The organism is Brevibacillus schisleri, from assembly GCF_055685845.1.
On sequence record NZ_JBVNDM010000001.1, the window covers coordinates 839,047 to 851,454 of the forward strand.

11 protein-coding genes are annotated in these 12,408 nt (G+C 41.3%); 5 read left to right on the forward strand and 6 right to left on the reverse strand.

Going from position 1 to position 12,408, the window contains the following annotated elements:
• Positions 1 to 118: 118 nt before the first annotated feature.
• Positions 119 to 1,315 (forward strand): hypothetical protein, encoded by a 1,197-nt coding sequence (locus tag ACUUHJ_RS04275; RefSeq protein WP_289676134.1) that lies wholly within the window; start codon positions 119 to 121, stop codon positions 1,313 to 1,315.
• Positions 1,316 to 1,321: 6 nt separating this feature from the next.
• On the forward strand, positions 1,322 to 3,517 hold the full coding sequence (locus tag ACUUHJ_RS04280; protein ID WP_472298329.1) for a tetratricopeptide repeat protein: 2,196 nt from the start codon (positions 1,322 to 1,324) through the stop codon (positions 3,515 to 3,517).
• A 177-nt stretch (positions 3,518 to 3,694) separates the two neighbouring features.
• On the opposite strand, the gene ACUUHJ_RS04285 is transcribed toward ACUUHJ_RS04280, so the two are convergent.
• The 5 genes from ACUUHJ_RS04285 to ACUUHJ_RS04305 all read right to left on the reverse strand — a co-directional run bounded on the left by ACUUHJ_RS04285 (position 3,695) and on the right by ACUUHJ_RS04305 (position 8,026).
• Positions 3,695 to 5,230: a thiol-activated cytolysin family protein gene (locus ACUUHJ_RS04285; RefSeq protein WP_472298330.1), complete on the reverse strand. Its 1,536-nt coding sequence runs from the start codon at positions 5,228 to 5,230 to the stop codon at positions 3,695 to 3,697.
• Positions 5,231 to 5,738: 508 nt separating this feature from the next.
• The gene (locus ACUUHJ_RS04290) at positions 5,739 to 6,041 is read right to left on the reverse strand and encodes a hypothetical protein (protein WP_012684471.1); all 303 of its coding nucleotides are present in this window, start codon (positions 6,039 to 6,041) and stop codon (positions 5,739 to 5,741) included.
• A gap of 171 nt (positions 6,042 to 6,212) precedes the next feature.
• A complete protein-coding gene (locus tag ACUUHJ_RS04295; RefSeq protein ID WP_289676138.1) occupies positions 6,213 to 6,656 on the reverse strand; it encodes a cell wall hydrolase in 444 nt (147 codons plus the stop codon).
• A gap of 86 nt (positions 6,657 to 6,742) precedes the next feature.
• The gene (locus tag ACUUHJ_RS04300) at positions 6,743 to 7,060 is read right to left on the reverse strand and encodes a hypothetical protein (RefSeq protein ID WP_472298331.1); all 318 of its coding nucleotides are present in this window, start codon (positions 7,058 to 7,060) and stop codon (positions 6,743 to 6,745) included.
• A 414-nt stretch (positions 7,061 to 7,474) separates the two neighbouring features.
• Positions 7,475 to 8,026 carry a hypothetical protein gene (locus tag ACUUHJ_RS04305; protein ID WP_472298332.1) on the reverse strand — a complete coding sequence of 184 codons (552 nt, stop codon included), beginning with the start codon at positions 8,024 to 8,026 and terminating at the stop codon, positions 7,475 to 7,477.
• A 170-nt stretch (positions 8,027 to 8,196) separates the two neighbouring features.
• Here ACUUHJ_RS04305 and ACUUHJ_RS04310 point away from each other — a divergent pair, with 170 nt between their 5' ends.
• Positions 8,197 to 8,487 carry an immunity 53 family protein gene (locus ACUUHJ_RS04310; protein ID WP_289676141.1) on the forward strand — a complete coding sequence of 97 codons (291 nt, stop codon included), beginning with the start codon at positions 8,197 to 8,199 and terminating at the stop codon, positions 8,485 to 8,487.
• Positions 8,488 to 8,594: 107 nt separating this feature from the next.
• On the opposite strand, the gene ACUUHJ_RS04315 is transcribed toward ACUUHJ_RS04310, so the two are convergent.
• Positions 8,595 to 9,680 (reverse strand): hypothetical protein, encoded by a 1,086-nt coding sequence (locus tag ACUUHJ_RS04315; protein ID WP_289676142.1) that lies wholly within the window; start codon positions 9,678 to 9,680, stop codon positions 8,595 to 8,597.
• A gap of 326 nt (positions 9,681 to 10,006) precedes the next feature.
• Here ACUUHJ_RS04315 and ACUUHJ_RS04320 point away from each other — a divergent pair, with 326 nt between their 5' ends.
• Together ACUUHJ_RS04320 and ACUUHJ_RS04325 are read left to right on the forward strand one after the other, a co-directional pair.
• Positions 10,007 to 10,801: a glycosyltransferase family 8 protein gene (locus ACUUHJ_RS04320; RefSeq protein WP_173605867.1), complete on the forward strand. Its 795-nt coding sequence runs from the start codon at positions 10,007 to 10,009 to the stop codon at positions 10,799 to 10,801.
• 281 nt (positions 10,802 to 11,082) lie between these two features.
• Positions 11,083 to 12,300 (forward strand): macrolide family glycosyltransferase, encoded by a 1,218-nt coding sequence (locus ACUUHJ_RS04325; protein WP_472298333.1) that lies wholly within the window; start codon positions 11,083 to 11,085, stop codon positions 12,298 to 12,300.
• The last annotated feature ends 108 nt before the right edge of the window (positions 12,301 to 12,408 follow it).

Below are 12,408 nucleotides of genomic sequence, written 5' to 3' on the forward strand. Positions count from 1 at the left end.
CAATGTACGACTGCACTTGTATGGAAGCATAAAGATTTTTTAGTAACATGGAAAAGTGGGGCATTTGCCCCTCTTTTTCAATTATGAAGATAGCATGACAACATCCGGGAGGAAAGTCATGAACGAAAATCGCATGATCCAATTACACCCGTTAACATTTCTGGAGGATAAGCAAGGAGTCCTGATTGGGCGGTTTGGAACGGATACGTTTGCTGTTTTTCCTGAGGATGGAGCAGCACTTGTACGAAAACTGCAAGAGGGCATGGGGGTTGCCGAAGCTCATTCCTGGTATCAAGATACCTATCACGATGAAGTGGACATGGATGATTTTTTGCAGACATTACGCGACCTGACATTTATTTGTGATGTTGAGGAAAAGGAAACGAAAGCGCAGAAAGTATCGGGGCAATGGTTGGGTAAGCTAGCTTTTTCTCCACTTGGTTGGCTGATTTATGGTGTCATCATAACCTGTGCCTTGTGGTTGTTATACCAATATCCACAGATTCGCCCGGGTCGACAAAGCATCTTATTTTCCGATTACGCCATGGTGATTTTTCTTGGCATGACGATCGGTCAGATTCCAGGGATCTTGTTTCATGAAATGATGCACATGCTTGCCGGACGAAGACTGGGTATCCCGTCAGAACTAAGTATAGGCAGAAGAATGTACTTTTTGGTCTTCACTTCTTCCATGCCTGGTATTTGGGGATTCCCAAAACGAAAGCGTATTCTTCCCTTTTTAATTGGAATGTTCGGTGATATTTTGTGGTATTCCTTATTGGTGATCGTTGCTGGTGCAATTTGGATAAATACAGGTGAGAAGACAATCATAGCTGCATATTGTATGGGACTAGCATTTACAACACTGTTGCGTTTCTTCTGGCAATTTTATTTTCATCTTCAAACAGATATCTATTATTTAATGATTACGATGTTGGGGTGTGTAAATCTTCAGGAGGCTACACGTTCCTATTTGAAAAATATATGGTATGGACTAATTGGAAAAAAGAACAAGATGGTCGATATGTCCAAGTATACGGAACGGGATCATCAGGTTGCAAGATGGTACAGCTTTTTTTACGCAACTGGCTGGATGATGATGACAGGAATGATACTCTATATGATTCCGGTCGCTATTCAACTTTTAACGAATATTTTTCTCTCCATATTTACAGGAGAAGATATGAAATTCTGGGATTCCGTTGTTTTCTTGTCTATAACGGGAATCCAGTATGCAATTGTATTTTATCTATACCTAAAAGAGCGTAGAAACAAAAGGGAAATTCGGAATTTATCAATGGAACAGAGGGGATGAGTCGAAATGAAACAATCGATTACACACCAATGGCTGATTGGATCTCGGCGCAGCGACCGAGAAAAGAAGTACTTCGAAGAGCAATACTCCACATGTTATGTCAGCAATTGTCATTGCAATCTCCGAGGACCCTATACAGGTACTGGTGACCTTCTGCGCCAGATTATTCCGGAAGCTTATTCGAAATGGCCAGACCTGATTTTATCACACTGTATTGAGATCTTATCCATAGCACCAGAACTGAAAGCAGTCATTCCTGTTAGTGTAGAAACACTTACCTCTCTTGCTATTCCGAAAGAGAGAACACGTTATTATTCGAAATTGCGTACACTTCGCATGTCGAATGGTTTGATCGATCTATTATTGGCATTAGCGAATCGGGAACGAATGGGAAAATTGACCCTGGTTTTTGAAAATGTGCAGGCCTGTGATCAACTTGATGCAGAATTTATAAGTACACTTCTGCGTCGTGCGAAGTCTGACCTGATTCAGGTGATCGTAAGTTCAAGTGAAATAGCGGAAAAGGAAGCCCTGAAAAAGGCGTTACAAACGTATACGGAGCCTATTACTATTCTTTCTGACATCGAACAAGATAGGGGGATAGTAAATCTATCTGACGAACAGCGACTTGAGCTAACGAAACGATACATATTTTCTGACTGCACATCAGATTGTGAGCAGGAATTGCTCGCCTATGAAGCAACTCCTATTGAAATTCGTCAGAGCCTTCACGAAGAGCGGGCAGAATCTCTTAGAAAAGAAGAGCAGTGGTCACTGCACTTAGGCGCCATTCCGTTTCATCTGGAGCGCGGTACTTCTGAGAAATCAGCAAGCGAGGCGTTGTTTAAAGCAGTTAGTTATAGCATTAACATGGGTTTTTACGATGCGACTATCGATATGAGCCTACGTGGCCGGAAACTGACGAATTGGAGCAGCGAATTTGATAATAGCCGGTATTTTACAATGAAAATGGCTACGTCTCTGGCTGCATTGGGTGAAACTGATAATATACCGACGCTTTTAGGAGAAGTGTACGCAAACACTGATGATTTTAGAGTTCATATGCAAATTTCATATGGATTTTCGATGTACTATACGAGGCATCACCGGGAACGAGAACACGAGAAGGCGAGAGAGTGGATACAAAAAGCCATTGATTTGGCAGAATGGATTGAAGATGAAAAAGAACGTGCATTTCAACAAGTATTTAACCAAAATGGATTGGCTTTAGTAGAGTTACATATGGATAATCCTGAAGAAGCGCTTCGATTGGTTACGGAAGGATGGCAAAGGTTAAATCAGACTCTTGCTCCTGATGAACATATGTTGCATCGCTCGGTGTTGCTTCATAATAAAGGGCTGATTTACGTAGCTTTAAAAAGGTTTGAAGAAGCAGCTGAAACATTTAGCCAAGTGATACAGATTGATTCCAATTATCCAGAATATTACTTTGATCGTGGAAACCTCTATAGCCGAATAGGGCGACTGGATGAAGCCATTGAAGATTATAACCAAGCGATAAAGCTTAGTCCTCCGTTTCCAGAGGTTTATTTCAATCGAGCTACTGCCTTCAATCGTCTTGGAGATGTGGAGAAAGCAATGGCGGACTATGACTACTTGCTTGATATAGAACCCGAAAATCTTGATGGATTACTTAACAGAGCTACATTATTGTATCAAATGGAGAAATTCGAAATGGCCCGAAAAGATGCTGAATTCGGTTTAGAAATAGAGCCTGATCATGCGCGGCTCCTGTGTACACTAGGATTAATTGAAATGTCGGATGGCAATAATGATCAAGCACTAAAAACGTTTACCGCTGCCCTAAACAAGGATAGGGAAATGATGGCCGCTTGGACAAATAGGGCTGTCCTGTACTATGAGATGGGGGAGTATGACAGGGCCATAGCTGATCTAACTGAAGCTATTGCACTAGAGAAAAATGCAACCGTCCTTTACAACCGTGCATGGGTCTATGAAGCACAGGAGGAGTGGCAATTATCCATTTCCGATTATACAGAGGCCTTAGCGTTTTCTGATGCAGACGAACAAGATATTTACTATCGGAGAGGCTTGTGTTTTATCAAAATGGGTGATAGGGAGCTTGGCACGGAAGATTGGAACAAGCATCTCATGTTTGGAGAATCACCGCATGTGGATGAAATGATGCAACTGTTACCCTCCCTGTTCGTTTCGAAATAATGAAATATTTTGTGGACAAGGGACTTCTTTTTAGGAGGAGTAGTGAATTGAGATGAAATTGAGAGGTATTGGCATAACAGAGAGGTGAAACCCTCTCTGTTCCCCTGCATAGGAATAAGAAAAAGAAAAACGGCTGAAGTCCTCGTTAAAAAGGATTTCAGCCGTTTCTCTTCACAACTATTTAAATGTAATACCACCAGTCGGGTTTAATGTCGTTCCGCCAATCTCAACTTTAATCTCACTCGATAATGGAATGTTGTACTCATCAATAACGGTTCTCCACCATTCCCAAGCAAGGCCGGTACATTCTTTCGCAAAAATCCTTATGTTTTTTGCATTAGGTGGCAGAGGAATGACTGTAGTGAAAGGAGCTGTTCTGTCTTGGTTGCTGCCTTCCCACGTTTTATGTGTGAGTACTTCTTCCCCATTTTTATCATAGGAAACTTCATCCCAGGATACATCAAATTGAGCGACATACCAGCCATAATGGCCAAGAGAAATTTTACCTTTTGAATATTCTGTAGCGGTAGTCTCAATATAATCTGTATTGTTATGAACGGCAGCAATGGCATTATCTTTTAAGAAAACACTGGTATAGGAAATTGGATATGCTGGGTTCTTTAGGCTAAATTCCGCATTATCTTTGATGATATTCCGGATTTCACTAAAGTCTTTTGTAACGACCTTGTTATGCTCTTGTGAATCTCCGCCTAATACTACAGCTGTAAAGGAACTGTCTTCAAAAATATCCTTGTACTCGGCATTCGTTTCTACATTGCCAGTATTCTGAAGCAATGCTTTAAATGCTGCTTTTACGTCTTTGCTCTTAGAGGTTGTTTCTAATTTCACATAAATGGTTCTACCATATGCTACATTCGATACCATAACAGGTGGGGATTGGTCGCTTACCCCTTTGCGTTTTAAATCTTTAAAAGTAACACTATCATCGAAAAGATCGGATGGATCGTTAGGCAGTTCCGCATTTACCGTATAAAATATTTGTTTATATGCCGCGATCATCACTTTTTTCTCTCCATTAGCAATCGCATTAAAGTCAATTCCTAATGTAGAATCAAGATATTTCGCGTTAACATTCAGGGCACTTCCAATTTGAGATTTGCTATAAACCATTGATTCTGCATACTGCAATCGCGCAGGTAAAGTATGTGTTGCTGAATACTCATCGCTCCATTTAGATACAAGCTCATCTACTGCTCCAGACACACTACCGTATGTTGGATTATCCACAGTAATGGAATTTTCTTTTTTCAAACCTGGTAAATCAATACTAATCGTCAAAGGTTTTCTTGGTACCAGTAATACACTCGGTTTATTTTCTGCAAAAGCTTGATTGGCAAGTTGTAATGCACCTGGGTACGTGCGATTAGCCATAGAATCAATAATGGAAATATCTACTGGAGAAGTGGAAAGTGACTTTTTCTTGCGTTCTACGACGATAAACTTACCATGTGGGTTGAGTGCTTCTTTTGGAACAAAACTATCTATCTCATCTCCACTTACTGCTAAAACTTCGTCATTATCATAGTCCAAGTCTGCTATACCGGTATTAATGTCATCGGCGTTACTTGTTTCACTGACTTCACTAGAATCAACCGCTTCGGCAAAGGAGATAACTGGATAATTTACAGTAGCGAAAATAACAGATAAACTAGCGAGTACTTTTAAAATTCTAGTATGATTTCGAATCCTCATAAGATATTCCCCTTTGAGATGTGAGCATAACGCCAATCATTATACTCCCATTAAATATATTTTTTGGAATACTAAATATATCGGCAGTTTCCGAAAGAATCGTTAGACTGAACCAGAAAAGTATATCGTGGGGCACCGACTCCTTACGTTTTCTAATCCCGTTCAAGGAAGCAATTTAACAAATAGCGTACAAAAAAATACCGTTTGATTAGAACGGCAATTCGGGTGAGTAGTTACGGTCATCTCTACATGTACGATTGGGAGCTTGATTTTGAATTAGTTATGGAGATAAAGGGTTGATGAATCGTGTGAAACGAGAGTGAAGGCCAGAGAGATTACAAAAGTTTCAATTATTGTACGCAGCATAAATAGGCTGCACATTAACGACAAAGATCGTGCAGCCCATGAAATCGCGCGCAGGTTGAATCTATTTGGGGCTTGTGCTCCTAAATTCAAAGGCTGCGTATCGTGTGCATCGAATCGGTGCAAAGGAGAAGAGAGTTGCGCCTTAGCATGTAAATGCAATAATTAACCGTAAATCAAATCCAGTTCGTCTCCAAGTCCTCCCCGTCCATCTAAAGCCTGCAATTGATCTAGAACCTACAAAAACGGGGAAAAACCAGAACTGCTCTCCATTTGCAAGCCAAAGATACGTAAAACGGAACAAACAACCTTCAATTGCCCCTGGATCAATTCTAAAGGGAGCGGGTTGTGGGGGGATGAACGACGGAGGAGGAGTTAGCGGCTGTGGTACTTGCTGTGTTCCTGGCGGCTGACCCGGAGGTGGCCCTAGAGGTGGTCTAAATGCCATTAAAAATCACTCCTTTTACAATGAATTCTCAACATTGTATGTTCAACCGAAAAACAATGATTGGGTAGACCACATAGCCAATATTTATCGTGATCCGCACGAGCATATAAAAAAACTGCCCCTTTCTTCGCATGGGGCAGTGTAATGTCTGAGCTATTTTCGTCCATAACACTAAAAAGTATTATATACATTTTGACATTCTTTTGCGGTCGGCTCATAAAAACAATGAAGCTTGTATCGTCCCACGTGCGGCTGATTATACCAGGTCGGCGGACAAGGCAGGGGATTTTGCGCCGTTCCCGGACGAAAATACCAGAGGGAGAATTTGCCAGGCCAATGGCGCTCCCCATTCACAGCCCGTCGTGCCAGACGGCGTTCTTTATCTCTAGACCTTTGGTAGAACATACCATGTTGTAGAGCTTCAAACGCATGTGGCTGGTTGATCATTTGAGGAATTGTCCGTAGTCCTTTAAAATCGGAGCAATTCGCTCTTATTCGATTGATTCCGACATTCCCCACAAGGAGCATACCCATTTCGCCTTCACCTACAGCTTCGGCTCGAAGCAACCTTGCCAACATGTCAATATCACTGTTCCTGGCTTTTACGACTGCCATCGGCTCACCTCTTTAGATTGTTCTAGGCACATCATATTGTAAATGTAGCGAATATGTTACGCTTCAAATCGCTCTACAAGAAAATACTAATCGGTGGACATACTTCCCGACCCTTTCACTGTGGAGGATGATGAAGAGTGAAGAGGGTCCATAACAGCCTCATCGAAAATTTTTCTGTAATGGTGCAAATCAAATTGAGAGGCTAATGCGCCGACTGAAGCCCAAAATTCATCTTCATTGAAGTCAACGAAATCTACAACGATAAACTCTGCGAGATTATGGAATGCATGGGCTATGCGGAGATTTCTGTCAAAGGTAACTTTGTCATAAGTACCACTGTTTTTTAGGTCTAGGAAAGCTTGATGAATTAATTTCTTATAAGCGATCTTCTTTACTTCATTCATTAGATCATCTCCTATACCTGATTAAATAGGGAGGGGATGGACAAGAAGAGCCAGAAAACTGCGTGGTCTATATTTAACAAATGGTGAGGCATGTTTACTTATGGTAATAAACACCAGCCTCATCTAGCTCTGACCAAAGCCCCTTTAAGCCAAAGTGTTGCATGAACACTTTGAAATTAAGGCAATTCTCAGCAAGAATCTCATCGGTGTCCCACATCGTGTCACATTCATCGCAAATAAAAATTACTGAGCTAGTTGAGATTACCTTTGCTTTGTAAATAATGCCGTAACCATCACAAAAAGGACAGAAAACCATTTGCCAAACTCCCTTACTACTGATTTTTAAGTAACTTCTCACATTAGTTACGAGGAGGGTGGAACAATGTTGCTCTTGATGTAAAAGCTTCAAGCTGATCAAGAGCGATCGAAGGGAGTACGTGATGAAAGCATGATGGCATTGTAGTCGATCCGATTATCCGGGTCAGTATTCAAAAACATTACCATGAAATTACCAATTTTATAGGTTATTTCAAATCTCTTCTTATGATCCCCATACGTTTTTTCACCGAAAATACTAAAAATCTGTTTTTTTGTTAATGATTCAAATTGGGTTTGTATAACAACTAGATGTTCCTTGCCTTTGTATTTAGAAAGCATATATCTATATCCATTGCGTTCGAAATAGTTGATATGCTCATTTAGTGAAAAATATTCGTCTTCGTTAATACCGAATTTTGATTGCAGTTCATCTTTTGTTATAGGGAAAGCGATATCACTGCCCAAGTTTCCTTCATGGATATTCTTTAGGATATGGGCTAGAAACTCTTGTGCATTAGATTGAGATTCTTGCGGGCTGTATTTCTCGTAGGCAGTCCTAGATGTAACATCTATCTTATTAGAAAATACCGGAGTAAGAGAATACATAAGGAAACCAATTACTAGGACTACTTGTTGGATTTTATACATGTAATGCCTCCAGAGTTATTTCACCGAATCAATCACTGTGGTGCGCTTTAGAACCTATCTTGGTTCGACGTAAGGGTTACCTTCAAGGATGTAATGATGGAATTATATTACAACAAGCGCAGGTAAAACGCATTAGCTCTTAAAAAATCTTGGAAGGGGTGGATTCAGCAATGCATTTGATAAAGTGGTTAGAAAATTATTACTCATCCAATTGTGATGGAAACTGGGAGCATAGTTATGGAATAACGATCTGTACGATTGATAATCCAGGATGGTCGATAAAGATTAACCTAAAAGAAACGCCCTTGGAGAACAAGAGACCCTTTGAGAATTATGTTGTAGATAGAACCGAGAATGATTGGGTACATTGCAGATTGAAAGAAGGATGTTTTGAGGCATTTGGTGGTCCGAAAAACCTGAATGAAATACTTGCGTTTTTTAAGCAATGGGCAGAGAGCTAGCGAATGAAGTGTACGAAAGTGATTACAGAACAACGCGCAAGTAAGAGGACTGTCTTAAGTAGAAATTGCTCTTCTACCTAAGACAGTCCTCCTTGTTTGCTTCAAAGTCATCCGCCCTTATGTCCAAAGGAGCTATACGGCGTCAAGCGCAGGAGGTCTTCCTGTCTTTTTGCCAATTTCGATAGCGGGATCCGGTATGCCATTTCGATAATTTTGCTTGCGACCTCAGCGCCGTTGGTAGGGATAAGGCTAAATCTTTTTTGAATGACCTCTTTATTTGCTAACACATACTCAATCTTTGGTACAATCTCTTCCGGTTCCTGGATCGATACCTTATCACTGTTGACTATTTCTCTTAGCATATCTATTTTTTGCTCGCGTTCTGCATCATCCGGCGGAAGGAAAAGCAATGGGGTTCCTGTAGAGATGCAATCTCCTAAAATGCCCATGCCCGGTTTGCTAATGACAAGACTGGCCGCCTGTACTAGATTTTTGCCATTCGGAATGAGCGGGGCTTTGATGATTCTTTCATCGAACTGGTAATCTTCATCTGCCAATTGCCCAGCGACAACAAATCGATAGCGGCCAGCAAGTGAGTTTATTTGATCATACCACTTCACGATCTGTTCATAACGGTTAGCGAGTCCGCCGCCCATGTGAACCAGAATAAAGGACTCGTTCTGCTGAAGGCCTAACATGCGTCGCACTTCTTGTGGGGATTGGCTGATTTCTCTGGTGATTAAAGGAATCGGGATATAGATGCAGTTCATTTGCGGATGGGTCTGCTTAGGCGGTATAAGGTTCATGTGCAAAAAGATATCGGATTCATTGGCGATTTCTACAATGCGATTTTTGTATTCCCGCATAGGAGCTGAATCATTAGTACCGATAATAAAGTCACTGTGGTAGAGGGTCACGAGCTTTGTGTTTCCACTCACTTTCCCCTCACTGCGAAATCGAGGCACATCGGAGCGCCAATCATTTATTAATAGTGTGGTTTGTTTACCATCCTCGAATTTTTTGGATTTAAAGGCTTTCAATTGGACGTCATTGTGCAGGTTTTTCGATAAATAGCCATGTGTTTCACGAAAGGCAAACACATGAATGGGAAGATGGTGCTGCTGCAATTTTTCCGATATGCTAATGCATCTACCGAGATGGCCCATCCCTCTGCCAACCACAAAGGAGATCATATTTCATCACCCTTTTAAATAGGTACTTTCTTTGTGCCCAGTCTGAAGCTTGGACAAATTACCCTCATACCGCCACTTATGGGATAAGGTCATTGCCGAATTCGAGTCGCTCTTACAGCTTATATATTTTATGGGGATGGATGGAACATGCTCTAGTCGTATAACGGTTTTCTGATCGAACACAGAAAAAAGCGGCATCAGCGGAGGGGTGTAGCTGTGAATTGTGCTCCCATCTAGAAATAATTGGGTATTTTCATCACACAAACCAACGCTGTCCATGAATAGTGTGTATATATAGCTCAATTAGGATATGGGGTGGGAGAATAGTGGGCACGATTCATATTGTAACAGCCGTTAATGATGGTTTTGCTATACATCTCGCAGTCATGTTATATTCCCTTTTTGAAAATAAGGTTTCGAAAAACCCAGTCATCGTTCACGTTATTGACAGTCAAGTCTCTGGGGAAAATAAATCCATCTTAACGAAAACTGTGAAACGATTCCATGCTCAAATTAAATATGTCACTATTGATCCGACCCTATATGATGGATTCCTCGTCCGTGATCATCTAACGCAGGAAACCTATCATCGAATTTCTATTCCAGACCTGCTGGATAAAGAAGTTGAAAAAGTGATTTATTTGGACAGTGATATCGTTATTAAAAAAGACATCACTCCATTATGGAACACAAAGGTTGATCAATATTACCTTGCAGCGGTGATAGATTCTTGGCAAGGATTAAACAAGCTAAGACATGCCGATCTGGCTATTCCGGATGACTGTGATTACTTTAATGCAGGAGTATTAGTCATGAATTTGAAAAAATGGAGAGAGCATAACATCACAAAAAAGATTATGGATTACATGAGAAAGAACCAAGGCATTATTCGGTATCCCAGTCAAGATCCGATGAATGCGATTCTTCATGATAATTGGCTTAAACTTGACACAAAGTGGAATTATCAGTCCAAACATCTTTATAAAAGCAACCTGCGAATAGATCCGGCCATTATTCACTACACAGGGGAAGATAGCAAACCGTGGTTGAGTAAAAAGCATCCGCTTCGAGAGGAGTATTTTAAATATCTTAAAAAAGTAAAGAAGTTAAACTCCTTGTAGGACCGGGCTTTCGGGGCTTTGTTAATTAAATAATATGGATGGAATCCCTTCACATGGAGAAATGATGGCTGAAGGGATTTTTGCGTTTAAAAAACTCTTGGATGTACAAGCCGGTTCCTGAAATCATTTGACATATGGGTTTATGCACAATACTAAACATCTTCATATAAAATATTGAACAAATTATGAAATATTTGGATTTTAACCATTTTTACCAACCATCTGACCTATAATAAAATGGAAACATTTTCTAAATGAATATTCTTTTGGAGGTGGAGTGAGTGGCACGCGTATTGTATGTTACGATTCCAGCAGATGGTCACGTAAATCCTACATTGGGTTTAGTGAAGCAGCTAGTCGACAACGGAGAAGAAGTCGTCTATATGTGTTCAGAAGAATATCGGGATAGGCTTGCCCAGACTGGGGCGCAATTCCGCGCTTATCACAAGGATGAACAAGTATCTCGTGATTTAGGTTTTAACCCAACAGAGTTCAGACACCCTCTTCATTTCAACGATTTTATGCTGCGAGGTATTATTGAACCCCACATTCCCGAGATTCTCAGGCAGATAGAAAACGAATCATTTGATTACCTGATTTTTGACTCCTTGTTTGGGTGGGGAGGGGCAATTTTAGGGGAGAAGTTAGGAATCCCGACGATCTGCTCGGTAACCAATTTCGCCTTTGCTGAACCGCTCAGTCAAATTGTCGGAGTGCTTGATGCGAGCGATGATGTCGATGTGGATGCACTTTATGAACGAGTGACGCAAACTGCACAGAGCATCGCTCGTATATGCAACGTAGCCGTCCCTGCCATTGAGGATATTACCCGTCAGTATGGGGACATGAAGATCGTTTTTACCAGCCGTGAATTCCAGCCAGATGCTGACAAACTGGACGATAGCTACATTTTTCCAGGACCGTCGATTACTTCGCGCCCTGATTCTCCTCCGTTTCCGTTTGAAAAGCTACGTGCTTCATACGATAAGGTCGTGTACATTTCCATGGGCAGTATTTTGACCAAAGATGTGGAATTGTACAAACTGTGTTTTGCAGCCTTTCAAGATATTCCGGCTCAATTCGTACTGTCTTGCGGAAGAGATACGGAGCTGGAGTCTCTTGGAGAACATATTCCACCCAACTTCATCATTAAGCCGTACGTTCCGCAACTGGAAGTGCTCCAGCAGGCCGATGCTTTTATTACACATGCTGGAATGAACAGTACGAGTGAGGCTCTCTATTTTCATGTGCCCCTCGTCATGATTCCATTAAGCTCCGATCAGCCGATTGTGGCAAAGCGGGTGGAGGAGCTGGGAGCGGGTATTATGTTAGATAGGGGAAAGCTCACACCGACAGCATTGAAGGATGCTTTGCTGCAAGTGTTGAACGAATCGATGTATAAACAGCACGCGATACAAGTAGGGGACTCTTTCCGTAACGCTGGCGGATACCAAGAAGCTGCAAGATGTATCATGTCTTTGTATTCCGTGCCGAATTAAAAATGAAAAGCTTCTTGCCTCATCATCATGAGCGGCAAGAAGCTTTTTTACTATAATTTCTTCGCTCTCCACACTTTTTTCGAGGAATTTATATGTGAGCAGGGGGTG

Bases quoted from the DNA above. Each gene is read 5' to 3' on its own strand.
- ACUUHJ_RS04275 (WP_289676134.1), top strand. From the start codon at position 119: ATGAACGAAAATCGCATGATCCAATTACACCCGTTAACATTTCTGGAG.
- ACUUHJ_RS04280 (WP_472298329.1), top strand. From the start codon at position 1,322: ATGAAACAATCGATTACACACCAATGGCTGATTGGATCTCGGCGCAGC.
- ACUUHJ_RS04285 (WP_472298330.1), bottom strand. From the start codon at position 5,230: ATGAGGATTCGAAATCATACTAGAATTTTAAAAGTACTCGCTAGTTTA.
- ACUUHJ_RS04290 (WP_012684471.1), bottom strand. From the start codon at position 6,041: ATGGCATTTAGACCACCTCTAGGGCCACCTCCGGGTCAGCCGCCAGGA.
- ACUUHJ_RS04295 (WP_289676138.1), bottom strand. From the start codon at position 6,656: ATGGCAGTCGTAAAAGCCAGGAACAGTGATATTGACATGTTGGCAAGG.
- ACUUHJ_RS04300 (WP_472298331.1), bottom strand. From the start codon at position 7,060: ATGAATGAAGTAAAGAAGATCGCTTATAAGAAATTAATTCATCAAGCT.
- ACUUHJ_RS04305 (WP_472298332.1), bottom strand. From the start codon at position 8,026: ATGTATAAAATCCAACAAGTAGTCCTAGTAATTGGTTTCCTTATGTAT.
- ACUUHJ_RS04310 (WP_289676141.1), top strand. From the start codon at position 8,197: ATGCATTTGATAAAGTGGTTAGAAAATTATTACTCATCCAATTGTGAT.
- ACUUHJ_RS04315 (WP_289676142.1), bottom strand. From the start codon at position 9,680: ATGATCTCCTTTGTGGTTGGCAGAGGGATGGGCCATCTCGGTAGATGC.